The organism is Siminovitchia jepli (assembly GCF_047228825.1).
In the GTDB taxonomy this organism is placed as follows: Bacteria; Bacillota; Bacilli; order Bacillales; family Bacillaceae_C; genus Siminovitchia.
Map to the genome: position 1 here is coordinate 1 of NZ_JBFEGN010000033.1, position 25108 is coordinate 25108.

General features: G+C 44.6%; 23 protein-coding genes. 11 read left to right on the top strand and 12 right to left on the bottom strand.

Annotated elements, in window-relative coordinates:
* The first annotated feature begins 387 nt into the window (after positions 1 to 387).
* Entirely contained in the window at positions 388 to 1452 is a 1065-nt protein-coding gene (locus tag AB1L08_RS12080) for a C45 family autoproteolytic acyltransferase/hydrolase (RefSeq protein WP_413064911.1), read from the top strand.
* A gap of 83 nt (positions 1453 to 1535) precedes the next feature.
* Positions 1536 to 2678 (top strand): o-succinylbenzoate synthase, encoded by a 1143-nt coding sequence (gene menC / locus AB1L08_RS12085; protein ID WP_413064912.1) that lies wholly within the window; start codon positions 1536 to 1538, stop codon positions 2676 to 2678.
* Between the two features lie 103 nt (positions 2679 to 2781).
* On the opposite strand, the gene AB1L08_RS12090 is transcribed toward menC, so the two are convergent.
* The 3 genes from AB1L08_RS12090 to cyoE form a co-directional block, all read right to left on the bottom strand.
* On the bottom strand, positions 2782 to 3615 hold the full coding sequence (locus tag AB1L08_RS12090; RefSeq protein ID WP_413064913.1) for a GNAT family N-acetyltransferase: 834 nt from the start codon (positions 3613 to 3615) through the stop codon (positions 2782 to 2784).
* An 8-nt stretch (positions 3616 to 3623) separates the two neighbouring features.
* On the bottom strand, positions 3624 to 4745 hold the full coding sequence (locus AB1L08_RS12095) for a M20 peptidase aminoacylase family protein (protein ID WP_413064914.1): 1122 nt from the start codon (positions 4743 to 4745) through the stop codon (positions 3624 to 3626).
* A 332-nt stretch (positions 4746 to 5077) separates the two neighbouring features.
* Positions 5078 to 5989 (bottom strand): heme o synthase, encoded by a 912-nt coding sequence (cyoE, locus tag AB1L08_RS12100; RefSeq protein ID WP_413064915.1) that lies wholly within the window; start codon positions 5987 to 5989, stop codon positions 5078 to 5080.
* 262 nt (positions 5990 to 6251) lie between these two features.
* Between cyoE and AB1L08_RS12105 the strand changes: the two genes are divergently transcribed.
* From AB1L08_RS12105 to AB1L08_RS12115, 3 genes are read left to right on the top strand one after another with little or no spacing between them, the layout of a single operon-like run.
* Entirely contained in the window at positions 6252 to 8570 is a 2319-nt protein-coding gene (locus AB1L08_RS12105) for a xanthine dehydrogenase family protein molybdopterin-binding subunit (protein ID WP_413064916.1), read from the top strand.
* 3 nt (positions 8571 to 8573) lie between these two features.
* Positions 8574 to 9407 carry an FAD binding domain-containing protein gene (locus AB1L08_RS12110; RefSeq protein ID WP_413064917.1) on the top strand — a complete coding sequence of 278 codons (834 nt, stop codon included), beginning with the start codon at positions 8574 to 8576 and terminating at the stop codon, positions 9405 to 9407.
* A complete protein-coding gene (locus tag AB1L08_RS12115; protein ID WP_413064918.1) occupies positions 9407 to 9862 on the top strand; it encodes a (2Fe-2S)-binding protein in 456 nt (151 codons plus the stop codon). The genes AB1L08_RS12110 and AB1L08_RS12115 overlap by 1 nt, the downstream gene beginning before the upstream one ends.
* A gap of 184 nt (positions 9863 to 10046) precedes the next feature.
* On the opposite strand, the gene AB1L08_RS12120 is transcribed toward AB1L08_RS12115, so the two are convergent.
* From AB1L08_RS12120 to AB1L08_RS12130, 3 genes are read right to left on the bottom strand one after another with little or no spacing between them, the layout of a single operon-like run.
* The gene (locus AB1L08_RS12120) at positions 10047 to 11252 is read right to left on the bottom strand and encodes an ABC transporter permease (RefSeq protein WP_413064919.1); all 1206 of its coding nucleotides are present in this window, start codon (positions 11250 to 11252) and stop codon (positions 10047 to 10049) included.
* On the bottom strand, positions 11249 to 11929 hold the full coding sequence (locus AB1L08_RS12125; protein ID WP_413064920.1) for an ABC transporter ATP-binding protein: 681 nt from the start codon (positions 11927 to 11929) through the stop codon (positions 11249 to 11251). The genes AB1L08_RS12120 and AB1L08_RS12125 overlap by 4 nt, the downstream gene beginning before the upstream one ends.
* A complete protein-coding gene (locus tag AB1L08_RS12130) occupies positions 11913 to 13121 on the bottom strand; it encodes an efflux RND transporter periplasmic adaptor subunit (RefSeq protein WP_413064921.1) in 1209 nt (402 codons plus the stop codon). The genes AB1L08_RS12125 and AB1L08_RS12130 overlap by 17 nt, the downstream gene beginning before the upstream one ends.
* A gap of 335 nt (positions 13122 to 13456) precedes the next feature.
* On the opposite strand from AB1L08_RS12130, the gene AB1L08_RS12135 reads away from it, so the two are divergent.
* Both AB1L08_RS12135 and AB1L08_RS12140 read left to right on the top strand, forming a co-directional pair.
* Complete coding sequence (locus AB1L08_RS12135) at positions 13457 to 13648, top strand: hypothetical protein (RefSeq protein WP_413064922.1); 192 nt, start codon at positions 13457 to 13459, stop codon at positions 13646 to 13648.
* A complete protein-coding gene (locus AB1L08_RS12140) occupies positions 13641 to 15752 on the top strand; it encodes an MMPL family transporter (protein WP_413064923.1) in 2112 nt (703 codons plus the stop codon). Before AB1L08_RS12135 ends, AB1L08_RS12140 begins: the two co-directional genes overlap by 8 nt.
* A 25-nt stretch (positions 15753 to 15777) precedes the next feature.
* Here AB1L08_RS12140 and AB1L08_RS12145 read toward each other — a convergent pair whose 3' ends face one another.
* Positions 15778 to 16650: a cytochrome c oxidase assembly protein gene (locus AB1L08_RS12145; RefSeq protein WP_413064924.1), complete on the bottom strand. Its 873-nt coding sequence runs from the start codon at positions 16648 to 16650 to the stop codon at positions 15778 to 15780.
* Positions 16651 to 16730: 80 nt separating this feature from the next.
* On the opposite strand from AB1L08_RS12145, the gene AB1L08_RS12150 reads away from it, so the two are divergent.
* The 4 genes from AB1L08_RS12150 to AB1L08_RS12165 all read left to right on the top strand — a co-directional run bounded on the left by AB1L08_RS12150 (position 16731) and on the right by AB1L08_RS12165 (position 20003).
* Positions 16731 to 17567: a YheC/YheD family protein gene (locus tag AB1L08_RS12150; protein ID WP_413064925.1), complete on the top strand. Its 837-nt coding sequence runs from the start codon at positions 16731 to 16733 to the stop codon at positions 17565 to 17567.
* 488 nt (positions 17568 to 18055) lie between these two features.
* A complete protein-coding gene (locus tag AB1L08_RS12155; protein WP_413064926.1) occupies positions 18056 to 18424 on the top strand; it encodes a GntR family transcriptional regulator in 369 nt (122 codons plus the stop codon).
* On the top strand, positions 18424 to 19320 hold the full coding sequence (locus AB1L08_RS12160; protein ID WP_413064927.1) for an ABC transporter ATP-binding protein: 897 nt from the start codon (positions 18424 to 18426) through the stop codon (positions 19318 to 19320). The genes AB1L08_RS12155 and AB1L08_RS12160 overlap by 1 nt, the downstream gene beginning before the upstream one ends.
* Positions 19317 to 20003: a hypothetical protein gene (locus tag AB1L08_RS12165; RefSeq protein WP_413064928.1), complete on the top strand. Its 687-nt coding sequence runs from the start codon at positions 19317 to 19319 to the stop codon at positions 20001 to 20003. The genes AB1L08_RS12160 and AB1L08_RS12165 overlap by 4 nt, the downstream gene beginning before the upstream one ends.
* Positions 20004 to 20081: 78 nt before the next feature.
* Here the strand turns inward: AB1L08_RS12165 and AB1L08_RS12170 are convergent, their stop codons facing one another.
* The 5 genes from AB1L08_RS12170 to leuC form a co-directional block, all read right to left on the bottom strand.
* Positions 20082 to 21308, bottom strand: a complete 1227-nt coding sequence (locus AB1L08_RS12170; protein WP_413064929.1) for an MFS transporter — start codon at positions 21306 to 21308, stop codon at positions 20082 to 20084.
* Between the two features lie 87 nt (positions 21309 to 21395).
* Positions 21396 to 21959: a TetR/AcrR family transcriptional regulator gene (locus tag AB1L08_RS12175; RefSeq protein WP_413064930.1), complete on the bottom strand. Its 564-nt coding sequence runs from the start codon at positions 21957 to 21959 to the stop codon at positions 21396 to 21398.
* 185 nt (positions 21960 to 22144) lie between these two features.
* Positions 22145 to 22840, bottom strand: coding sequence for a TerC family protein (locus AB1L08_RS12180; RefSeq protein ID WP_413064931.1), 696 nt, complete (start codon positions 22838 to 22840; stop codon positions 22145 to 22147).
* Between the two features lie 258 nt (positions 22841 to 23098).
* Complete coding sequence (leuD, locus tag AB1L08_RS12185; protein WP_413064932.1) at positions 23099 to 23686, bottom strand: 3-isopropylmalate dehydratase small subunit; 588 nt, start codon at positions 23684 to 23686, stop codon at positions 23099 to 23101.
* Positions 23683 to 25098, bottom strand: a complete 1416-nt coding sequence (gene leuC, locus AB1L08_RS12190; RefSeq protein ID WP_413064933.1) for a 3-isopropylmalate dehydratase large subunit — start codon at positions 25096 to 25098, stop codon at positions 23683 to 23685. The genes leuD and leuC overlap by 4 nt, the downstream gene beginning before the upstream one ends.
* Positions 25099 to 25108: the final 10 nt, after the last annotated feature.

A 25108-nucleotide genomic window follows, 5' to 3' on the forward strand; every position in this document is an offset into this window, starting at 1 on the left:
TCAGATTACACTCCATTTCCAGTAAATTTTTGGGAATTCAGGAATTTACTCGTTTGGAATACCGAGAGTATATATAATTCATTCTTACAAAAGTATACTACAATGATTTTCACTTTAGCCAGACACATATCATGTGAATGTATTTGTACAAACCCAATCATACTTTTCAAGGTTTCCTGAGGCTGTATAGGGATTGTCTTTCGGATAAATCGTCTAATGTGTTTCAAGCAGGCGGCGATCTCATGTCCGATTTGTTTTATGAATTCATCCTTTTGTTTTCAGCCTAACATAAATGGTATTATTTTTATTCATTGAAACTTCCATTTGTCTTCCTCTCCCCTTTTCCCTAAAATGTTCCATAGAGGACGGAAAGGAAGGTCGGCCAGCTTGAAAACCATTTACAGCGACATTATTCAATTTCGCGGAACTCACTATGATTTTGGCCATATGCAAGGCCAGCTTTTAAAAGACTCACTTACAATCAAAAACCGGGAAAACCAATGGAAGGTCCGCAGGCCGCGATTCCAGATCAATGCAGAGGAAGCAAAACGGGGGATTACTTCGTTTGCTCCCGGGATCTGGGAAGAACTCCTCGGTTTTCAGGAAGCCCTTCAATGGCCGCTTGAAAAAGTATTGACGGAGTTTGGTGGTTACCGCCTGGAAATTCCCCGCTCGGGGTGCTCGATTTTAACGGGAGATCATTATTTTATCCGCAACTATGATTATCACCCGAAAACATATGAAGGGCGTTATGTCTTTTTCCACCCTTCGGATCATGGGTATGCGACGGCAGGTCCGAGCCAAAGAATAACGGGACGTTCTGACGGGATAAACGAAAAAGGATTGGTCATGGGGTATAATTTTATGAATCGAAAAAAACCCGGTGACGGATTCATTTGCGGGATGATCGGCAGGATTGTGTTGGAAACGTGTGCGAATGTAGAGGAAGCCATGGCACTTTTAAAAGAAATGCCGCATAGGGGGTCATTCAGCTACGTTGTGCATGATCGCAGCGGTAAAACGTTCGTCGTGGAAGCGACGCCACGGGAAGTGAAAGTTCGGGAATCGCATGCATGTACAAATCATTTTGAAGTATTAAAGCACGAAAACCGGGGGCACCTGACTGATTCGGAGAGAAGACTTGCTGTCCTGGAAGAACGACAGGACGATTTGAATGGTGCACAGGAAGCTTTTCGTCTCCTCAATGATACGGATAAAGGCGTTTTTTCGGACCTTTACGCTAGCTGGGCGGGTACGATTCATACGGCTGCTTATTTTCCAAATGAATTGAAAGCATGGTTTGCCCTTGGCGGAGATCAAAACCCTGCAGTCTTTGATTTTGGGGCCTGGCTCGCTGGCCAAGATATCCCCTTGGAACGAATAACCGGAGAAGTGCAGACAGACATCCCGTTTGTCCATATGGATGAGCAAGCCGATTGGTTTACAAGATAACGATACACTGGCCGTGATTGAATTTGATAGGATAGTGGAGTATGCTTTTTATACAATTAATCCAAGGGGGAGGAACGGACTATATGAAATCCATCAAGATTAAGGAAGTTGTACTTCATACCATTAAAATGAAGTTGATAGCACCTTTTACAACAAGCTTTGGCACAATGCAGGATAAGCATGTTTGCCTTGTGGAGGTGATCGACGAATCGGGGATATCCGGCTGGGGAGAGACGGTTACAAGTGACGAGCCCTATTACAATGAGGAAACAACGTATACGGCGACATATATGTTAAAAGAATTTCTGATTCCAAGAGTGATTCACAAAATGATTCAAAATCCGCTTGAAGTGCATGATATGCTCACCTTCGTAAGAAGAAATCAAATTGCCAAATCAGCGATCGAGACGGCCATTTGGGATGCGTTTGCCAAGAAAAACAACATCGCTTTGTCGGAATTGCTTGGCGGTACGAAAACGGAAATTGAAGTGGGAAAAAGCATCGGCATTCAAAACTCGCCTGCAAAGCTTGTTGAAAAAGTCGCCCAATATGTAGAGGAAGGATTTAGAAAAATCAAAGTAAAGATCGCACCAGGCGCAGACCTTGATTATATGGATGCTGTCCGCAAGGAGTTTCCGGATATTCCGTTAATGGCGGATGCCAACTCTGCTTATACGCTGAATGATATGGAACATTTGAAGAAACTGGACCAATACAACCTCATGATGATCGAGCAGCCGCTTGCCCATGATGACATCATCGACCATGCCACCCTGCAGGAGCAATTGCAAACCTCTGTCTGTCTCGATGAAAGCATCCACAGCCTGGAGGATGCCAGGAAAGCACTGCAGCTTGGGAGCTGCCGGATTATCAATATTAAAATCGGCCGTGTCGGCGGGCTCGGTGAATCAGTGCGGATCCACGACCTTTGCAAAGACAACGGAGTTCCCGTTTGGTGCGGCGGCATGCTTGAGACCGGGATTGGAAGGGCACACAATATTGCCTTGACGTCCCTCGCCAATTTTACAATACCTGGAGACACCGCTCCTTCTTCCCACTACTGGGACGAGGACATCATTGAACCTGAAGTAACAATGGACCACGGAATCATTCAAGTGCAAACCGGCCCTGGAATCGGCTTTGCTGTAGACCGTGAAAAACTGGATCAGCTTACGCTTCATAAAGAACGGATTACGACGGCCGATACCGTCCATCCGCTTCCATAAGCAGCGCCAAGCCAGTTACACTTTACTGGGACATTAACATTTTCAATACGTCGAATAAACTTCTGTAACCTAACGGGCAACAAAAAGGTGAACCCCCAACAGTTCACCTTTTTGTTGCTTCATCCAATTGCAGTTCAGATCTTTTGACAAGCAAGTAATGATGAACAGGCGCATCTTCATTTCGGATGAGTGACACGGCCGTATATCCGGCATCGAAAAGACGCTGGAAAATGGTTCTGGTCTTCATTCTCCAATCGGCGGCCAGGCCCAAGTCTTCTTTTTTCATTTGCTGGAAAAAGGCGGGGACCGGAGCCAATATTTGCTTTGCTGAAAAAGAAAGGTCGACATCCCCCAATCTCGGCAGGCCTCCTTCTCCTTTCTCATGCGGAACACGAAAAGCGCTACTCTCATCAATCTTGATCGGAGACGGGTTTTCTACGTGCCCGCTGTTGATCCACCATTCCACTTTGAACCGGTCTGTCGGCAAGCCTTTGTTCAGCTCATCTTCACCGTTGCCATAGGAGTTAACGATGTAAGTATTGCAGATCGACCGCAGCTTGGACAAATTAAGATAGGCATTTCGGGATTCAAGCGGATCATAAGTCCATGTGAGCATGTCATAGCCCATTTTTTCCGCTTCGGTTTTTTGCCGTTCTTTCAGCTTGTAGCCAATTCCTTTTTCCCGATGATCCGGATGGATCCCTAGCGTATGGGAACATAAATATACTTTTCCGTTTAAAAATCCCGGAAAACTGTAGCTGAATCCCACCAATTTTCCGTCGAGAAACGCGCCAAGCATCAGTCCGCCGTTTCTGATAGCGGTCAGCGTTTGGTGTACGGGAACGGCATCCCATTTCCATATAATTTCTTCAAGTTCTTTGACAAGACCCATTTCCTCTACACTATGCAGTGTTCTTAATTGCAGTTCCGGACTCATCGTTTGAATCATCCCTCCAATGTCTTTAATATGGCGCGAGTCAAAATTTCGATCCCCGAGAGCATTGCCGCTCGGTTAAAAGTCATTTCCGGATGGTGGAGGCCCGGTTCAAGGCCGCATCCAAGCCCAAGCATCGTACCTTTAATGTTCGGTTTTTTTAATGTATAAAAATGAAAGTCTTCCCCGCCGGACGTAACGATCGGATCTTCCAACCGGTCTTCTCCAAGCGTTTCGACAATAGCCTTTCTTAGCATGCGAATAGCTTCCTGGTCCGCCTTGGCAGCCGCAATATGCGCTTTCGTTTCCAGCCCGATTTCAACATGATGAAGCCTTGCAAGGGATGCTACAATTTTTTCGATTTTTGTGGCCAATTGTTCGAGCACTTCATTCGTCTGCGCCCTCAAATCCAAACTGAAGGATGCGTTGCCCGGGATAATATTGCTTGCTGCACCGCCCGCCTGGAATTTCGTCATTTTGGCCGAATAAGGGACCATCGGATCAAGATGGATTCCTTGAATTTGCTGAACGATGGATGCACCGATTTCAATCGAGTTCGGTCCGAGATGGGGCCTTGCAGCATGCACGTCGTCCCCTTTGATCTCACCGGATAAAAACATCCCGGCGCCATGAAGAATCGCGGGGGCAGCATACCCGTCCTCCAATTCCTGGATGGGCCGCAGATGAACCCCGTATAAATAATCGACGTCATCGAGCACTTTTTTCTCCAACATTTTCAAAGCGCCCGTTCCTTTTTCCTCCGCGGGTTGAAAAATAAATTTCAGCCTGGCATTTTCAGGAAAACCGGCCTTTTTAAGCAGCAGCATTGTTCCAATTGCCATCGTCATATGGGCATCGTGTCCACATGAATGGTTCGCTTGAAATTTCCCGTTCACTTCCTGCCACAAAGCATCCATATCCGTGCGCAAAGCAACGCACCGGCCCCCTGTTCCCATTTCTGCAACGAGGCCGGTACAATCATCAAATGTTTGAACGGCAAATCCTTCTTTTTGTAAAAAATCCCGAATATATTCGGTCGTTTTATATTCTTTCCAGCTTATTTCCGGATGTTCGTGAAAATGGTCAAACAACGAATAAACCGTTGGTTTTAGTTCTTCGATGTATTCTTTCATGCAATTCTCTCCCGACATTTTGATGTGTCCATTATAACACTGCCTTTTGGCAATGTTCCATTCAGCCACTTGCAAAAAATCTTTGACACTGTCTTCCCGTTGCAATAAACTCCCAGGATGGAAAAACACGCCCTACCTCTCTATTCGGAGGGAGAGGATCACCAACTAAACGGCCCATTTTGCAATATCACCAGAATTTCGGACTCCTAAAATTCACTCTGCATGCCAAAGCGACGGGTTTTCCCTCTTTACGCGTGACCCAAATGATGGGTTTCCCTTTTGGTTAACGAAACAAGCGGCCTTTCCGGCCGCTTGTTTCGCTGTATTCAAATTTATATCGTTACAATCACCATCGCAATAAACAAAATCGCTATATAATTAACTGAAACGACGAAATTGGCGCGGGCCCACTTAAGATCATCTTTTACAAAAAAGCCTTTGATCGCAAGTGCAAGCCATGCGAGGTTCAGCAATGTCGAAATGACAATAAAGGTTGTCCCAAGAGAGGCCAAGAAAAACGGCAGCGGAAGCAGGCAGGCCACATATACAAAAATTTGCCGCTTCGTCATTTCAAAGCCGCGGATCACAGGCAGCATCGCTACGCCTGCAGCCTTATATTCATCATACCTTTTCATTGCGATGGCAAAAGTATGGGGCATTTGCCAAATAAACAGGATCAGAAATAAAACGATCGGAACGATATGCATCGTTGAATCGATAGCTGCCCATCCAATCATTGGCGTGACCGCTCCGGAAATACTGCCGACAACCGTATTGAATGTGTATTTGCGCTTCGTCCACATCGTATACATGACGACATACGTAAACCACCCGATAAAAGCGTAAATGACAGCTTCCATCGTGGTAAATAGCAAAAGTATAAATCCAAGAACACTTAAAGCGATTCCCAGGGCCAACGTCATTTTTAATGAAATATTGCCTGTTACCGTCGGCCGCACCTGCGTTCTTGCCATGATTGTGTCAATATCGACCTCATACCAGTTATTCAGGACAAGCGCCCCGGCCATGACAAGCGTACTCCCGATGATCGTCAGGAAAAAGAGATTGGGGTTCATCGCTGAATTGGTAAAGTAAGCCGCTAGCCAAAATCCCGTAAAGACGGGCAGTACGTTAGCTATTAACACCACCCCTTTAAAAAGAGCCATTGTATCAGCCAAAAAAGAGGTGATTTGAAGCTGATTTCCAAAAGGTACATGCTCTGCACCTGTCTTCTGTTGACTCATATCTTATCGTCCCCTTAAAGATTAGATCATGACTGTCTCCCTCCATTATAATATGAATTTCTCCCAAATCCTAAATCTCGGGGAACTTTCACTAATTGTTAATAACTAAGCCACTTAAAATCCATTCTGTTGTATTGGCGGACTAAAATTGATTCTTCCACAGCATCCAAAAGAATCCGATTCCCATAACTTTATGAATGTTATCCTGCACCACCATCATATGATAAGAATATAACTTAAGACGGACGGGGTGACAGGAAGCATGCATGTCGTCGGGAAAAGCGTGTATCGAAAGGAATCCTGGGAAAAAGTAACCGGAAAAGCGAAATATACGAACGATTATGAAACAAGGGACATGTTATACGGAAAGCTCGTGACAAGCCCTTTTGGCCATGCCAAAATCAAAAGCATCGATAAAACCGATGTGCTCCGCATGAAAGGAATCCGTGCTATTATAACGGGCGGAAATTTACCCCTCACTGGAGAGGAACTTCGCGACCGCCCTCCGATTGCTTTTGACCGGGTGCGGTATTATGGCGAAGTTGTCGCCATTGTTGTAGCTGATACGGCTCAATTGGCAGAGCTGGGAGCTAATAAACTCCACATTACATATGAACCCCTCCCCGTCGTAAATTCTCCCGGTGAGGCACTTCGAGCCGGCGCTCCGCTAATCCATGAAAATCTCGAAGACTATGAAAAAATCGCCGGTGTATATCCCATTCCTGGAACAAATATCGCATCAAAAATCAAAATACGTAAAGGGGACATTGAAAAAGGATGGGATGAGAGTGATGTCACTATACGGGCTTCCTATTCATTTAACCCATCAGACCATGCAGCAATGGAAACCCGCTGCTCCTTCGGGCAAATACATGGAAACGGGATGGTCGAAATAACATCATCATCGCAGGCCCCTTTTATGATCAAAAAGCTGATTGCCCTATATTTCGGAATTCCGGCAGGGAACATCCTTGTAAAAACTCCGTTGGTGGGGGGAGCCTATGGCGGTAAAGCGTCCATACAGCTGGAAATCCTGGCATATATCGCTTCAAAAGCAGTCAACGGCAGACTGGTGAAAATCGGCAACGACAGGGAGGAAGATATGATTACCTCCCCGGGGCATATCGGGCTGGAAGCAACTGTAAAACTTGGCTGTACAAAAGATGGATTTTTGAAAGCTGCGGAGCTGCTTTACTTATGGGACGGCGGCGCCTATTCAGATAAATCAATCGATCTGGCCAGGGCGGGTGCTGTTGATTGCACAGGACCCTATCACATTGAAAATGTTTATGGCGATTCCCTTGCCGTTTATACGAACCATCCCTATCCAGCCCCATTCAGGGGTTTCAGCCATTCGGAAGTTCATTTTGCATTTGAACGGACCATGGATATGCTTGCCTGTAAGTTGGATATGGATCCGCTGGAGTTCAGATATAAAAATGCAATCAAACCGGGGGATACGACACCTACCCGGGTAAAATTGAATAGAAGCAACGTGGGCAACGTACAAAAGTGCATTACCAGATTGAAAGAATTATTCCATTGGGAAGATGGTCAAAGAATCGAAGTTGACGAAAACACGATCAGAGCCAAGGGAATCAGCTGTATATGGAAAACCTCCACCATCGATACCAACGCAAGTTCAGGAGTCATCTTAACTTTCAACCCCGACGGAAGCATCAACTTAATGTCCGGCGTCGTGGAAATCGGGACGGGAACGAAAACAATTTTGGCGCAAATTTTGGCGGAAAGATTGAGAATGCCGATTGAAAAAATTCATGTTCAAATGCTGGTCGATACCCGAAATACACCAGAACATTGGAAAACTGTTGCAAGCAGGGGAACCTTTATGGCAGGCAGGGCAGTTTTGAAGGCGGCAGACGATATCATCCTCCAATTAAAGGAAATTGCCGCTTGTATTTTACGTGCACCGATGGAAGATTTGGAAGTCGGCTATGAAAAAGTGTTTTTAAGAGATGACCCCACGATCAATATTGCAGTTAAAGAGATTGCCTATGGCTATACCTTCCCAAACGGCAATGCAATTGGGGGTCAAATGATTGGAAGCGGCACCTATATTCTCCGGCATCTGACGGGATTGGATAGAGAAACGGGTGCGGGAAAACCCGGGCCCGAATGGACGGTTGGTGCTCAGGGTGTGGAAATTGAGATCGATACAAGAACGTACCGGTATCGCTTGCTAAAAGCCGTATCTGTCATTGATATCGGACGGGTTTTAAATCAAAAGACGGCGGAAGGCCAGGTGATGGGGGCGATGAATATGGGCTTGTCGTTTGCCGGACGGGAAACATTTATTTTTGACGAGTTTGCGAGAGTCCTGAACCCGCAGCTAAGGACGTACCGCCCGATGCGCTACGGGGAGCAGCCTGAATACGTCGTCGACTTTGTCCAAACTCCTCAAATAGATGCACCGTACGGAGCAAGGGGAGCTGGCGAGCATGGACTGATCGGCATGCCGGCGGCACTGGCAAACAGTTTATCAACAGCCCTGCGGGCAGATCTGAATCATTTGCCTCTTATCCCCGAGTTGTTGTGGAGAACAAAAGAAAGGAGGAAATAAAAGTTGCTGCCTCCATATGTGGAATATTATCGCCCAACAAAAATCCTTGAGGCTGTTGAATTGTTTCAAGAGTTAGAGCAAGCCGGCAAACAACCGATGTATTATTCCGGCGGAACTGAAATATTGACGCTTGGAAGATTAAATATCGATACACCACGTTCCATAATAGATATTAAAGACATCCCGGAATGCGCCATTTTCAAAAAAACAGCACAATATTTAACGATTGGCTCCTGTGTCCCATTGACAAAGATCGAAGAAGTCGATTCTTTTCCGTTGTTAACAGATGTATCCGCTGAAATTGCCGACCGGACCGCCCGAAACAAGATCACAATCGGAGGAAATATTTGCGGGAAAATTTTTTACAGGGAAGCGGTTTTGCCTTTTCTGTTGGCAGACAGCCATATCCTTGTCGCAGATGCGCAAGGGGAAAAGGAACTGCCGATCCACGATGTTTTTAATAAAGAGCTAAAGCTGAAAAATGGGGAGCTGCTCGTCCATATTCAAACAGATACAAACATTCTGCAACTCCCCTTTTTGGCGCGCAAAATACGAAAGCAATGGGAAACCGGCTATCCTCTTATTACCGGGGCGGCGATCAAAGCGCACGGCCAAATCAGACTGGCCTTTAGCGGCCTTTGCCCATTCCCTTTTCGCTCAATGGAAATGGAAAGAGAAATAAACAGAACAGATTTATCTTTTGAGGACAGAGTTGAACGCACCCTCGAACATGTACCGGAACCTATCCTTGATGATATTGAGGGATCAAGCGCGTATCGGCTGTTTGTTTTACAAAACCTGTTGATGGACTTTTTGATGGAAATGGAGGGAAGATAATGGACAATCGGAAATTTACGATTGAAATGGAAATAAACGATGAAATGTTTGAAGTTGACATACTGGCCGGCGAAACGCTTTTATACGTTCTTCGCAATAAGCTAGGCTTGACAGGGGCAAAACCGGGGTGTTTAAACGGGGACTGCGGAGCCTGCACAGTCATGGTGGATAACCTCCCTTTTAAATCGTGCATTATGCTGGGGATCGAGGCTTCCGGCCACAAAATTACAACGATCGAAGGGTTGCGGGATACGCCCATACAACGGGCCTTTATCGAACATTTCGCTTTCCAATGCGGCTACTGTACACCAGGTTTCATCCTTAATTGCCACTCACTTGTTCAAAATCATGCACATCCATCCAAGGATACGATTAAAAGCTGGCTGTCATCAAACATATGCCGGTGTACAAGTTACCAGGAAATCGAAGAAGCAGTGATGTCAACGATAAAGTGAAACGTTCTAACCAATCGGATCGTATTCTGCGGGGTTCGGTTCGTATTACGCGGGTTCTTTTTTAAGACTATCATAGTCTTGCCAAAAATTCCTCTCCCAAAAAGAAGCAGTACAAAAAAAAGGAGCTGCCGCCAAGTCCGTTTTCACTAACTTTCTGCAACAGCCCCTTATTGTTTTGCGTTGATTATTCGTATCGCAATGCATCAATCGGACTCAATTTGGAAGCCTTATTGGCCGGAAGAATGCCAAAAATAATCCCGATGAAAGCGGAAAATCCAACTCCGATCAGAACGACGACCGGGCTCACAATGGCTTCTATCGGTGAAAAGACCGAAACTAACAATGAAGCGAGGGAAGCCAAACCGATTCCTAACAAGCCTCCCAAGGAGGTGATGGTAATCGACTCAATTAAAAACTGCAGTAATATTTTTCCGCGTGTGGCTCCAAGGGCCTTTCTCAAGCCAATTTCCCTCGTTCTTTCGGTAACGGATACGAGCATGATATTCATGACGCCAATTCCCCCGACAAGCAGGGATATGGCCGCGATACTGCCAATAAAAAGGGTCATCAACGTAATGTACGTGTTAAATTCTTCTTCAAATTCGGAGAAATCCTGAATAGCGTACTGGCCGTCTTCCAGTTGTTTTTCCTCGGTAAGTGTGTCTGCCGCTAATTGTCCTATTTCCGATATTCTCTCGGGATCATCGGCGATTATCGCGAGATTTTCTATTTCCCTGTTTCCAAACATCATCGCAACAACCGCCCGCGGCATTAACATTTCCCCGTTTTCCGAAAAGCGATATTGCTCCGGGATGGGAGATTCATAGACGCCTACGATTTTGTATGGATTATCGTTTAGATCAATGACTTCCCCAATCACTTCATCGTTACTTTTAAAAAATTTCTCCCTGGCAACCGTATCAATCATGACGACCCGATTCATCCCGTCGTTGTCAAGCTGATTCAGCGGCCGCCCTTCCACAACTTGAATATTTCGGGCAGTAAAAAATTCGCCGCCAACACCCGTAATTTCCACTTCTCCTTGTTTATCGTTCGCCATCATGGTGCCACCGTTCATGTTCGTTGCCAGCACCGCTTTTACCCCCGGAACGTTGGCAAGGGTCTCTACATCGGAAGAAGATAATGCCGGCTCTTCAAAAAACACTTCTGTTTCCTCTTCCGTTTCCGGATACTCAAAGTATATCTCAACGACATTTTTTTCCATGCTGAATAACTCGTCTGTCATTTGCTTCTTGGCACCTTGTCCGATGGCCACGATGACAATTACAGCCGCCACCCCGATAATTATACCGAGCATCGTTAACAGGGAGCGAATCTTATGATTCCAAATCGAGGATAACGCAATTTTAAAGCTTTCCCACATACTCATGGCGTTCTCCTCCGGTCGTCCGTAATCCTTCCATCCTTTAACGTAATCCTTCTGTTTGTATAGTCCGCAATCTCCTCTTCGTGGGTGACAATAATGACTGTCTTTCCTTCCTGATTCAGCTGGACGAGCAGTTCCATAATTTGCCCGCTCGTTTTGGAATCAAGCGCTCCCGTTGGTTCGTCCGCCAATATGATCGAAGGATTATTGACCAAAGCGCGCGCAATCGCGACGCGCTGCTTTTGGCCTCCCGAAAGTTCACTCGGCAAATGCTTTATTCGGTCTTCCAGCCCCACTTTCGCCAGCATTTTCATTGCCCTGTCCGATCTTTCTTTTTTTGATACACCTGCATAGATCAGGGGTGTTTCGACATTTTTCAAAGCATTTGACCTGGGCAACAAAAAAAACTGCTGAAACACGAAGCCGATATGTTCGTTTCTGAGTCTTGCCAGCTTTTTTTCACTGGCGGAACTGATTTTCTCACCATTGAGTTCAAACGTGCCTGTCGTCGGATAATCCAAAAAACCAATAATGTTCATTAAAGTGGATTTTCCTGAACCCGAAGGACCCATGATCGATATAAACTCTCCATCTTCAATCGATAAATTGATATCATGCAAAACAGGAACTTTCATAGACCCATTTCCATACACTTTTGTAATATTACTCAGCTTCATCAAATGAGGTCACTTCCATTCCATCATGCAATCCTTCATTTGGCGTAATGACGACCAGCTCATCCTTTTTGACGCCATCTTTTATTTCTATGAATTCGTCATTCATCGAGCCCTTTTGCACTTCGCGTCTCTCCAATACGCCGTCCTTTAAAACATATACGACATCCACGCCGTCTTCTTCCATCAAAGCAGCATGAGGAACAACAAGGGATTTGCCTTTTCCGTCAATTTTAATTTCCAGGGAGACGTGAAATCCCTGTCTTAATTCAGATGTATCGTCCGTTACTTTTACCTTGAACGGATACATCGTAACGCCGCCTCCTCCACCGCCGGCGAATTCTTCTTCTCCTCCGCCTTCATTATCTGGAAATTGTGAGACAGATTCCACTTCCCCTTTCCATTCCCTGTCTTTATAAACCTTTGGACGGATGATGACAGATTGCTTTTCTTTAATTTTAACCGCATCAAATTCACTCATCGTCCCAATGACTTTAAACGGCTGGCTCGAGATGACATGAATGGCTGGTTCAGGCGATCCGTTTTCTGTACTGACTGCATTTTTGTCTACCTTTACGACCATTCCATCTATTTTACTGACGACAGTCATCTCTTTAATTTGCTTGTCCAAGTCATTAATTTGCTCTTGGGTGGATGCGATTTCCGCCTTTGTACTTTCATGCTGAATTTCAAGCTCCACTTTTTCTTTTGTCAGGTCATTGACATTTTCTTGGGGAACTTCTTCGTCCCCTTCATTTGATGGAGTTCTGGAATTCGCTTTTGCTTTTGTAATTCGTCTGTTCATATCCGCTATTTGGTTTTCTTCTGTTTTTGCCCGCTTTTGAATCAAATCTCTTTCCCTGACAGCTTTATTGAGCTCACTTTGCAGTTTGGAAGAATCATATTTAAATAGAGGATCTCCCGCCTTGACTTTTTGGTTCTCCTCTACATTATATTCCTTGACCTCCCCTTTATCCGGCTCCAAAAAAACCTTCTGCTCACTTTCAGGGACAATTTTTCCCGTAACGAGGATCGTTTCAGTTAACTCTCTTTCCGCAACCTTTTGAACCGTAATTCCCTCGTCTTGAAGTTCTTCCCCGCCGCTTGCAGTCTTCTTTTTAATGGCCAAAGTAACGGCGGTGGCCACCCCAAGGACTACAACAATCGACAAAACCCAGATCCATACCTTTTTCTTCACGATATTCCCCCCGATTTTTACTAATCATGCTATCTTTTTTTCCGTTAGGATGTACTTCCCTGAAATAAAAAGAGATCGCCCATCCTTTTACGTACTATAACAGAAAAAGTTTCAAATTTCTTGGATTTTATGAAATTTCCCTTCTTCTTATTAGACGAGTCTCAACTCAAAAAGACTACAGTCTTACAAAATTTTCATTTAAACATTTTATGTTGACATCGTACCCGGATATTCGACTGAAACAACGGGGCTCGCTTTGAAACTTCCAATCTTTTATAATGAAACAAGCATGATGCCTTTCTTATAAAATTAGTAAAGGGCTGGCGGGAACGCTGTTGGACGCCCATATGGCCGGATCCGGACCACATGCATTTCGCCCTGTACACGCACATATTTTGTTAGCAGGCTCGTTATCGATGTTTGCATGGGCATTTTATATCGGCGGCGGATCGATCAGGCTTGTCAGCTTTTCCTCGTTTATCTCCGTCAAATTCTTGATTGAGAAAGAAGTGAAGCAATATGTATGAAAAATTGGCAAAAGGGAATCGACCATGGTGGATTTTCTTGGTGCTTTGGATTTTGGCAGCAGTCATTTTATCAAGCTTCGCTCCCGGAGCGAAAGAATTTGTTGCGGCGAACAAAAACGCTGGCCTGCCGTCTGATGCACAATCGATTATTGCAGAACGGCAGTTGGAGAAGTATTTTCCGCAAGACAAGGGAATGCCGCTTTTTGCTGTTTTTTCCAAGGAGGAACGTTTTTCGGATCAGGAAATAATTGGGTTTTCAAAAAAAATTGAAGCATTAAGACAGGATGACACATATGCGGAAGTTGGGCTGCTGCCGTTATCGAAAATGCCTCCGCAAGTCGTAAAATCATTTGTTTCAGAAAACGGCAAAACCTTCTTCATTCCGATTACACTATCGGAAGAATTGGAAGGGAGCGACCTGCACGACGCGGTTCAGGGAATCAAAAAACAAATCACAGTGCCGGGCAATGTGACATTATCGTGGACGGGGCCAGCCGGCATTGCTGCAGATGCGGTGGAATTGTTCAGCCGCGCCGATGTGGTGTTATTATTGTCAACGGTAGGCTTGATTCTCGTTTTGTTATTGCTGATTTACCGCTCCCCTTTACTTACCTTTATTCCGCTGATCGGTGCAGCCATTGTGTATACAGTAGTGGACAAAATAATTGGGTTGTCGTCAAAAGCCGGACTATTTGCCATTGACAGCCAGGCGGTATCCATCATGACCATTTTGCTGTTTGCAGTCGTCACGGATTATTCATTGCTTATTTTCTCCCGCTACCGGGAGGAGCTTCGCAAACATGAATTAAAAGACGAAGCGATGCGCGAAACGATGCGTCATGTAAAAGAGCCGATATTTTTCAGCGGAAGCACGATTTTACTCGGAGTGGCAACGTTATTTTTTACCTTATACGAACCATACCGAAACTTTGCCCCCGCTTTTGCATTTGCGGCTGGTGCCATGCTGATTGCCGGACTAACCTTGTTGCCCGCCTTGTTTGCCGTGATTGGAAGGAAGGCGTTCTGGCCGTCGATCCCGATATTTAGGGAAGAGAAAACCGAACGGAAATCGATCTGGGGGAAAACTGCAGATGCTGTGATCAAGCGTCCCGCATCCTTTCTTTTGCCTTTGACTGCAGTAATGGCCATTATTGCATGGAATACAACGAATATAAAAGAATCTTATGATTTGATTGCGTCATTCCCTGAGGACTTGTCATCCCGCGAAGGATATGAACAGCTAAGCAAAGACTTTTCCGAAGGAAGCCTTGCTCCGGGAACACTGTTGGTCGTTTCCGAGAAACAGCTTGATTTCAAAAAGCTCCAATCCGCCCTGAAAGAGGTTGAACATATCAAAGGTGTTGACCAAATAACGGCGCAGGGAAATCCGCTTTCCGAAGATGGAAAAAGCGCCAAGTTCTCGTTTATTGTAAAAGGAAATCCGTATGAAACGGACGCATTTGATGCGGTAAAAAAGATTCGGAAGAACGGCGAGGGTATTTTAAAAGATGCCGGATTAGCTGATGCAAAACTTTACATTGCAGGTGAAAGTGCTGTAAACGCGGATCTTCAGGATATCAATAGCCGGGACACGGCCGTGGTAATGATCATGATGATTGTGCTGATTTCAGTCATGCTCGGATGGCAAACGCGTTCCATTGTTGCCCCTTTATACATGATCGGTACGATTTTACTATCCTACGCGGCAACTCTTGGGCTCTCATTATGGCTGTTTCAAGTTTTCCTGGGGCTTGACGCGATTAATTACAGGATTCCGTTATATGCTTTTGTATTTCTTGTTGCCCTTGGCGTGGATTATTCGATCATGCTGATCGCAAGGATTCGCGAGGAATTGAAAACCTTGCCATTTGGCGATGCTATCCAAAAAGGTGTAGATAAAACCGGCAGTGTCATCAGTTCGGCCGGACTGATTCTGGCTGCGACATTCCTTGTTCTGGCTACGATGCCCATTTACGAGTTAAAGCTGTTTGGGATTATTATGGCAATTGGGATTTTAATTGATACCTTCATTGTCCGCCCGCTCATGATTCCCGCCATCTTGGTGCTCCTTCGCAAATGGAGTTTTTGGCCTCAAAAAATATAACATGTGAAAAACCGTCAATTTTCCATCATGGAAGTGACGGTTTTTTTACATGATTCCCTCTCATTGCCCGGGATTTTAGCTTGCATGTCAACACGATTGAACATTTATGAAGGCCCAGCATGGCGATTCCGCCTATTACCTGGTCATATTTTAATTGATAAGGAAAAATAAGATGGACTTGCTCGGGAGCGATGCATAGTTGAACGGAAAGATGTTTTAAAGACGGACTCATGCCGCTTCCCCCGTTCATCATTCCATTTACAATAAAAAGCAAACAGGCCGGCATTAACAAGATGGCGCTTAATACAGCGAAGCCTTTTGTATCTTCCCTGTTTTTTGAAGAAGTGATCGGCCGCCACATCCATATGGCTGATACAAAAAGGACGCACTTGATTATGGTAAGGATGGTTGGACGATTCAACAGGTAGTTGATGAAAAAAGGCAGGTGATACAAAAGGAATAGTGCGGAGAATGCAATAAGCGCAAACACGGAAATGAGGTGTCCTGTATGAGGTTTGAGCCAATTCCGGGGCATTCCGAGCAGCAATAAAGGCGGGACTAAAAAGTAAAGAATGCTCATATTAACCATATGAGCAGTAAAAGAAACATGGCTTAATTGCGTTAAAGGGCTTCCGGCCGTCAAAAATAAGATCACCAAGCCCGTATAAAAAAGAATGGGCTGCCTGTGATACCACTTTACTTGTTCCAGACGGCAAATGAATAAGGCATATACAATCGCCGTAATGATAAGCGTCAATAAGAGGAATATGTTCCACTTGAGTTCTCCTGCCAGTGCCATCATGATGATCCTCCGTGATGTACGTTTTACATATATTTTATGCCTGGTTTGGGCGGTTATCACTTTTACCTTTAGTTGTACAGGCCTCGCTGTTTCCATATGATATACCACTTTTTTGTTTCCCGCATATTTTTATAATGGGTGAAAGCCTCATATTGAATGTAAAAGGTGGGAAAAAAATGAAGCCGAAGTTGGACCCGGACCGTGGATTTTTCAATAAATGGGAAATGTACAAAATTGTAAAAGAAAAACCTCTGCCGTATTTGCGGATTCCTCATACGGATGTTTTTTCGCTGCAGTCTTTCAATCATTTTTTAAACATGTACGAATGTATTTTTATAAAATCTGTTTTCACTTGGGGCGGCGAAAAGATTAGTAAAATTACGAAAGAAGATCAGCAGTTAATTTGGAAACTACAGGGACAGCCTCTCAAAAGCTTTGAGAATGCCCAAGATTTATTTGCTGAATTATCGGCAGTTTATAACGGCGGGCTTTGTATTATACAGGAAGGAGCCCCTTTGTTGATGTATGGAGACCGGCCCATCGATATCCGTGCTCATTTGCAGCGCGAATTTGACAAAGGTTGGATCTATGCAGGAGATTTAATCCGCGTTGGAGGGCCGGATTCGATTGTATCAAATTTTGAAAGCAATGGAACGGTGGAACCTACCGCAAAAGTATTAACTTCATTATTTAAAAGTCGTGATCAGGCTGCCGAGATTATAGATCACGTGGTTAAATCGGCAATGCATATTTGTAACATATTGGACGAACACGATATTTTCATGGAAGCCGGGATCGATTTCGGCATAGATGGCAACGGCAGATTATGGCTCATTGAAGTAAATACGAATGATATACAGGGAGGCCCGGACAAAGAATTATTCAAGCATCTCCCCGACCAAACCTTTTATAACGATATCGTCAAAAGGCACAGGAAAATGAATGAGCAAACAGTCCAAAAATTATTTGAGTATTTCGAGGAATATGTCAAGCATAACAGGAAAAATGAATAGTGGTGCTGCATTTTTTCACATAGTCATTAATTCACAGTAGGGCAAGGCGCGCAGCATGATAGGCCAGCACAAGGAAAATGGCGACAAAGCAGCTTAGAGCCCCACAGACTTTTGACCTGATGCCGCTGGCGGCTTGCCGCCTGAAATCAAAGCGTTTCGTTCTGTCACGCCGGCAGCCTGAAAGCGCGTATCATTAAACCTGCAACTGCAACTGGCAGTAAGACGCCCATACAACTTCTCCGCTTTACTATGCGGTGGTCATCTTACTGCCAGTTATTTGCCGTTTCAAGGGTGAAAAACAGTTCATTCATCAACAATTTTATTTTTCAATTTTGCCGGCAGTGCATATTATATAGCCTTTCTTTTCATCTTGCCTCTTCCTCGAACTTCTGCCTCCCCTTCCCCATTTTAAAAAATGTCGTTGACTTTTAAATGTTTCCGTTATATGGTTAATTACATAAGTAACTAACCAATATGGTGGTGAAGCAGTGAAAAATTTAGTGGATGATGGACGTCCTATTTTTCTCCAAATTGCCGAGAGAATTGAGGATGACATTATTACAGGCGGCTTGCCGGAAGAGACACAAGTGCCGTCCACCAATCAATTCGCGGCCTTTTACAAGATCAATCCTGCTACTGCCGCCAAGGGTGTCAACTTGTTGGTAGATGGCGGAATTCTTTATAAAAAGCGGGGGATCGGAATGTTTGTGGCAGAAGGTGCACGCTCAAAACTTATAGAAAAACGGAAAAAGTTATTTTATGAACAGCATGTTGCAACGATGATCCGCGAGGCAAAGAAACTTGGCATTACGTTGGAACAGTTGATCGAACTCATCCGGAGAGGAGATGAAAAGTAATGGGTTTAGTCATTGAAGCAAATGGATTGGAAAAAGCTTACGGCAGCTTTAAAGCCGTGAATCATGTTGGGCTCTCCATTGAAACTGACAAGATATATGGGCTGCTCGGAAGAAATGGAGCCGGCAAAACAACGTTAATGAAACTGATTACTGCACAAATTTTTCCTACTAATGGCGCAATAAAGGTATTCGGTGAAGAGCCATATGAAAACAGCAAGGTGCTGCGCCAAATTTGTTTTATAAAAGAAAGTCAAAAATATCCGGATAATTATACGATCCGGGATGCAATGGCCGTTTCCAAATCTATTTTCCCAAATTGGGATGAAGATTTTGCCTCTTCATTAATGGATGAATTTCGTCTCCCTGCCAAGCGCCGGATCAAAAAGCTTTCGCGCGGCATGCATTCTGCGGTTGGAATCATCATCGGGCTGGCGAGCCGGGCTCCCTTAACGATATTTGATGAACCTTATTTGGGTCTTGATGCTGTATCGCGGGGAATTTTTTACGATCGGTTAATGGGGGATTATGTGGAAAATCCGCGTACCGTGATCCTTTCCACACATTTAATTGATGAAGTGAGCAATTTGCTTGAGCACATATTGGTGATTTCAGATGGTCAACTGATCATTGATCAAAACGCCGAGGAGCTTAGGGGAATGGCTTTCACGGTTACCGGCCGGGCACCTGAAGCCGAAGCTTTCCTTTCCGGAAAAGAAGTGGTCTACCGGGAACCATTCGGAGGATTGCTGTCAGCCACGGTCATTCAAAGCAAGTACGGTGATGAGCAAAAACAAGCCGAGGCATGCGGCCTTGAAGTAACACCCGTTTCGTTGCAGCAGTTAATCGTCCATCTGACAACTGGAAAAAGCGACCAAAAAGGAGTGATGGCCAAATGAATATTCAAAGCGTTATAAGCATTCATAGGGCCGATAAATGGATTTGGCTCTATATTCCATCACTTATTCTCTCCTCAAGCTTTTTGTTTACGCTGATTGTCAGCTTATTGATCAATAATGACGAAAAATTTTACTCAGGCAGCGTCACCTCCATTTTTGTATATGTGTTTGTATTGGGGATCCTCGTGGTCACACAGTCCTTTCCGTTCGCAGTCGGAATGTCTGTCACGAGAAGGGATTACTTCTTCGGGACTGCTCTAATGGGCCTTGCGGCAAGTTTTATCCTCGGTACTTTGATGTGTATTTTTGCCTTCCTTGAAAACATGTCCAATGGCTGGGGAAACAGATTCCATTTTTTCCATTTCCCTTATCTCAATGACGGAACCTCCTTTCTCGAGAAGTTGCTCATGTATGTCATTCTGTTTGCCTTTCTATTTTTTCTCGGATTTCTGATTTCAAGTTATGCCCGGCGGTTTGGCGGAAAAGGAATGTTGCTTTTGTCATTGGCCGTTCTGCTTATCAGCAGTGTTGTCGTGCTGCTGTTCCATCATTTTCATGTGTGGGCGGATATTTTCCGGTGGTTCTCGTCCCAAACAGCCGTCGGGCTTTCCTATTGGCTTCTGCCGTTTATTCTGATCAGTATGGTTATCTCATTTTTATTGCTGCGAAAGGCGTCAATATAATAATAAAAAGGCTTGCTCCCGGTTTTGAGGCCGGGAGCAAGTCTTGTTATTATACTTGTGGTTATTCTGTTCAGCATGTTACTTAACCTGCTGCCCAGCATTTGGCGAAAACTTGCATTCTTGTTTATGCATACTTTTTTTTCTTGTTAACGATAATCCGATTGTGCATAACAAAACCGCCCCACTTGCAAGGAAAATTGTTATTTTTAAAGTAAATACATCTGTTAAAGCTCCCCCCAAAAAGGGCCCGATGATAGCTGCAACCGCAAAAAATATATTAAATAAACTATATAGCGCACCGTAGGAATTTTGGCCATCATCACCCTGGGTATTACCAAGCATGGTTAATGTGGGGGAGACCGCCAACCCCATGCTTGCTCCGATCAGCAATAATGCGATGACCATTTGCATTGTGGATTTGGCCATTATTATAAACGGCAGGAATAATCCGACTAATACCAAACCAACCAGCACGACCCGGCTGGGTGTATACTTGTTTACTAAAAAACCAGATACTGGAGCCATTATTCCGTATGCCAACGTAAGAATCCCAAACATCAGGCCGATGAAGAATGAATTCCCGGTGAATGCGCCGGATAAATAAATCGGCAAAATGGGCTCCAACATCGTCAAAGTTCCTTCACTGATAACCATAATGGTCAAGATCCAAATGACTTCACGCTGCCTTAACAGATCCATTATCTTCTTTGGCACCTGAATTTCATCCCGCGGTACATCCTGTAAATAGATGGCAGCGAAGATCATGACTATGACCAACAGTACTGAAATCGTATAAAACGGGGTAGCATACCCGCCAAATTCAATAAGCAGCCCGCCAATCGGCGCCCCTAACAAAGTACCTGCAGACATGCTCGTCATGGCAAACCCCATTGCAATGGACCGTTCTTTTTTGACGAACAAATCTGCAAGAAGCGCAAGTGCGGCTGTCCAGGTTGCTGCCGAAGCAATGCCTTGTAAACCTCTTGCCAAAATCAGCATTTCAAAGTTTAAGGGATGGGAAAACAGAATGGTCGAAACGCTCATTCCAATTAACCCAATGATGATCGGTTTTTTCCTGCCAATCCGATCTGTCAAATTCCCGAAATATGTTGTAAATAATAATAAAGTGATGGAATAGCTGCTAAATAAAATACCTATCAAAGTAGACGAAACTTTGAAATTTTCTTCATAGTAAGGAGTTAACGGAATAATCACGCTGTATAACAGCATGTCCAAAAATAAAATAGCTATGGCAAATGTTAACCCAAGCCTTTTTCTCACACTCATCTGCTTAAAAAAATTCATTTCTGCACCTCTATGAAAACAATAAAACTATTTTAGTTTTTTTGGTTTTTTTCATCAAAAAAATATGATTGACAGCCGAGTCAACACCTAAGGCTCGGCATTTTCCGCAACCATTCCAAACAATAAGACATTTACAATACCATTCATTGCCTCTTCAACGGTTATTCTATTTTCCCAAATGAAGCGCCTGTCCAACGTAAGGTTTGTAGCATCTATGACCAAACGCATGAGCAGTTCAATATTTTGATCTTTAATCAGGCCTTCGGCAATGCCCTGTTCCAGCAATTTTTTTAAAGCTTCCCATTCATATAAAGAATTATTCATCTTCTCCCACTGACTGGGATAATACTTTTTCATTTCCTCCAGTATTTGCAAATCATAAAACTCGTCATATTTCGGAACAACGATAATGGCCGCTTTTATTTTTTCCAAAAGGGTTAGGCTGCTGTCTTGAACGATGGCTTCGGTTTTTTCATCAAATTCCTTGATCGTTAATTCTATGATGGCTTCCAAAATTTCCGCTTTCGATGAAAAGTGTTCATATAATGTCCGTTTACTGATGCCCAACCGGCCTGCCAAGTCGTTCATCGTAAATTTGATGCCTTTATCCTTCACTTCTTCAACAAAGGCCTGCATGATTCTCTCTTTCATGAAAAATCTCCTCCTGCAAAACCCATTAAACAAAAAAAGTTTTACTGGTTTAATTATACAAGAAAATAAATTTTACCGCAAGGGGTTTACCTTCATTCCCCTTAATTGCGAACAATAATTTTGAGACGGTATTTTGAATGCCGGTTCACGCAGGATCAAATGTTCTTCCCGAAAAGCACCGCATGTCAAAATTTCCTATGTATAATAATGCGATGATGTTTAACGTAAGAAATCAGACCAATCACCACAATCATAATGACAGCGCCATTGGCCGCTGTGTTTACAATATTGACTTCCGGCATAAGCGTGTTTGCATAATAGATCCAATCCTCGATCCACGGATCCTTGGCAATGGAAGTAATGGCATTTTGGGCAATAAAACCTCCTGCGACCACATTAATCCAAGGAATGGCAGCTGCAAGTTCCATGATGAGCCGTAAAAAATGGAGCGAAATTAAAAGGCTGCATAAAACTCCTAATGATATGATGATGAGATGGTCGGAAATATTCGAAATGATGAGAACACCGTCCCAGCAAATCAAAAAATCCGTCGCTGCCAGACCAGCCAATATCTTTATCTTTTGATGGAGTGAAGGGGAATAGCTTGAAGATCTTAACGGCCGTACGCCGTAAATAAGCTTTGTAACGAGTTTAAAAGAAATAAAAAGTAAAATCAAACCCGTCACCAGGTGAAACAGCGGGACATTTGACAGCCCCTCAACGATTGAAACATATACGGTTCGAGTACATGTCAGCAGAACAGCCGCCAGAAGGGTAACCTTAAAATGAGCGTGTCTTCGTAAAATAGCTCCAAGAATCAGCATATTATCAATGTCGCTTACCAGCGTCATCAAGAAAACTTGAAGAAAGTCTTGCACCATACCGGCCTTGTCTCCTTATTTCTTCTTTCCATCATTTGTATGTAGAAAAACATGAATCATTCCTAATAGCCGGCAGGGGTTTGGGATCGTATTACGCAGGTTCGGGACTGTATTTCGTGATTTCGGATCGTATTTCGGGTGGTCAGAAAAAACGCTGACACGTTCTGTCTTAGAAGTCAGAGGCGGAAGGCGGATTGGCAAACTCTCAAAAAAAAACTTGCCAACGGGGCTTTCAGCCCGGGGCAAGTGTTTGTTACCTTATTTTTCTATTGATTTTTCATATGCCGCAATTTTATCTTCCAACTGCAGAGTCAGGGCGATTTCGTCCCAGCCGTTCAGAAGCATTTGCCGGCGGTACGGGTCGATGGAGAAGGAATAGGTTTTTCCGCCTCCTGTCTCAATTGTTTCGCTTTCCAGGTTGACTGTAACCTGAAGCGGCTTTTCTTTGCCCGCCTGCAGAAGTTCTTCAATCTCTGACTCTTGCAATTGTATCGGGAGAATGCCATTTTTAAAGCAGTTGCTGTGAAAAATGTCGGCAAAGCTCGGTGCAATGACCACACGGAAACCATAGTCGCCCAAGGCCCAGGGAGCGTGCTCCCGGGAAGAGCCGCAGCCGAAATTTTCACGGGCCACCAGGATCTCGCTGTTTCTATACTCCGGTTTATTGAGGACAAAATCGGTTTTTTCTGTACCGTCGTCATTAAAACGCCAATGATAGAACAGGAAGTTGCCAAATCCGGTGCGTTCAATCCGCTTTAAAAATTGCTTCGGAATAATTTGGTCCGTATCGACGTTCACGCGGTCCAAAGGTGTAATGACGCTTGTTACTTCTTTGATCGGCTTCATGCGTGAACCGCTCCTTTCATCAATTGCCTCACATCAACGAATCGGCCTTCAATCGCTGCGGCAGCCGCCATGGCCGGGCTGACAAGATGCGTGCGGGATCCATTTCCTTGTCGTCCTTCAAAGTTCCGGTTGGAGGTGGATGCGCATCTCATGCCGGCAGGCACCTGGTCTGCGTTCATCGCAAGGCACATGCTGCATCCGGTCTCGCGCCATTCAAATCCGGCATCCAGGAAAATTTTATCCAAACCTTCTTTTTCCGCCTGTGCTTTTACTGTTCGGGAGCCGGGAACAACGATGGCGTTTACGCCCTCTTTTACTTTTCTGCCTTCCAATACTTTGGCTGCCGACCGTAAATCTTCAATCCTGGAGTTCGTACATGAGCCGATGAACACATATTGGATATCGACGTCGGTCATTTTGATGCCGCCTTCTAGCCCCATATATTCAAGCGCTTGTTCAATGGATTCTTTTTCCGTTTCATTTTTGGCATCGGCAGGCTTTGGAATCGGTTCTGAAATCCTGACGCCCATCGAGGGGTTTGTTCCCCATGTAACAAATGGCTCGATTTCGGAAGCATCAATATCAATGACTGAATCATATGTTGCATCCGGGTCGGACGCGAGTTCTTTCCATTCTTCAACCAGTTTATCAAACGCTTCACCCTCTGGAACATGTTCGCGTCCCCTTAAATATTCGAAGGTCGTTTCATCCGGGCTGATCAATCCTGCCCTGGCACCGGCTTCAATGGACATGTTGCACACTGTCATCCGCTGTTCCATTGTCAGTTTCCGGATCGCTTCCCCCGTATATTCAATTATGTGTCCCGTTCCGATGTTGACACCGTATTTGGCAATAATGGCCAGGATCAGGTCTTTTGCCGTTACTCCCGGGCCGAGATCGCCTTTTATTTCGACTTTCATTGTTTTGGGTTTGGACTGCCACAAAGTTTGGGTGGAAAGGACGTGTTCAACTTCGCTTGTGCCGATGCCAAACGCAAGGGCGCCAAATGCTCCATGCGTGGACGTATGGCTGTCGCCGCAAACGATCGTTTTGCCTGGCTGGGTTAATCCAAGTTCCGGTCCGATAACGTGAACGATGCCCTGGTCAGGATGCCCGATTCCCGCAAGCGGAACTCCGAATTCCAAACAGTTTTTCTCCAGCGTAGTCATTTGCTTTTTCGCAATCGGGTCTGTTACGTCCTCATTCAAACGAGTTGGAACGTTATGGTCCATCGTTGCAAATGTAAGATCGGGCCTGCGCACCTTGCGGTTGTTTAAACGCAATCCCTCAAACGCCTGCGGAGAGGTTACTTCATGAACGAGATGAAGGTCGATATAAAGAAGGTCCGGTTTCCCTTCTTCTCTGTGTACAACATGTTTTTCCCATATTTTTTCAATGATTGTTTTCCCCATCTGTTACACC

What these genes read in the sequence shown, in the direction of transcription:
- menC (WP_413064912.1), top strand. Translation starts at nt 1,536, where the DNA reads ATGAAATCCATCAAGATTAAGGAAGTTGTACTTCATACCATTAAAATG.
- AB1L08_RS12090 (WP_413064913.1), bottom strand. Translation starts at nt 3,615, where the DNA reads ATGAGTCCGGAACTGCAATTAAGAACACTGCATAGTGTAGAGGAAATG.
- AB1L08_RS12095 (WP_413064914.1), bottom strand. Translation starts at nt 4,745, where the DNA reads ATGAAAGAATACATCGAAGAACTAAAACCAACGGTTTATTCGTTGTTT.
- cyoE (WP_413064915.1), bottom strand. Translation starts at nt 5,989, where the DNA reads ATGAGTCAACAGAAGACAGGTGCAGAGCATGTACCTTTTGGAAATCAG.
- AB1L08_RS12105 (WP_413064916.1), top strand. Translation starts at nt 6,252, where the DNA reads ATGCATGTCGTCGGGAAAAGCGTGTATCGAAAGGAATCCTGGGAAAAA.
- AB1L08_RS12115 (WP_413064918.1), top strand. Translation starts at nt 9,407, where the DNA reads ATGGACAATCGGAAATTTACGATTGAAATGGAAATAAACGATGAAATG.
- AB1L08_RS12120 (WP_413064919.1), bottom strand. Translation starts at nt 11,252, where the DNA reads ATGAGTATGTGGGAAAGCTTTAAAATTGCGTTATCCTCGATTTGGAAT.
- AB1L08_RS12140 (WP_413064923.1), top strand. Translation starts at nt 13,641, where the DNA reads ATGTATGAAAAATTGGCAAAAGGGAATCGACCATGGTGGATTTTCTTG.
- AB1L08_RS12145 (WP_413064924.1), bottom strand. Translation starts at nt 16,650, where the DNA reads ATGGAAACAGCGAGGCCTGTACAACTAAAGGTAAAAGTGATAACCGCC.
- AB1L08_RS12150 (WP_413064925.1), top strand. Translation starts at nt 16,731, where the DNA reads ATGAAGCCGAAGTTGGACCCGGACCGTGGATTTTTCAATAAATGGGAA.
- AB1L08_RS12160 (WP_413064927.1), top strand. Translation starts at nt 18,424, where the DNA reads ATGGGTTTAGTCATTGAAGCAAATGGATTGGAAAAAGCTTACGGCAGC.
- AB1L08_RS12165 (WP_413064928.1), top strand. Translation starts at nt 19,317, where the DNA reads ATGAATATTCAAAGCGTTATAAGCATTCATAGGGCCGATAAATGGATT.
- AB1L08_RS12170 (WP_413064929.1), bottom strand. Translation starts at nt 21,308, where the DNA reads ATGAATTTTTTTAAGCAGATGAGTGTGAGAAAAAGGCTTGGGTTAACA.
- AB1L08_RS12175 (WP_413064930.1), bottom strand. Translation starts at nt 21,959, where the DNA reads ATGAAAGAGAGAATCATGCAGGCCTTTGTTGAAGAAGTGAAGGATAAA.
- AB1L08_RS12180 (WP_413064931.1), bottom strand. Translation starts at nt 22,840, where the DNA reads ATGGTGCAAGACTTTCTTCAAGTTTTCTTGATGACGCTGGTAAGCGAC.
- leuD (WP_413064932.1), bottom strand. Translation starts at nt 23,686, where the DNA reads ATGAAGCCGATCAAAGAAGTAACAAGCGTCATTACACCTTTGGACCGC.
- leuC (WP_413064933.1), bottom strand. Translation starts at nt 25,098, where the DNA reads ATGGGGAAAACAATCATTGAAAAAATATGGGAAAAACATGTTGTACAC.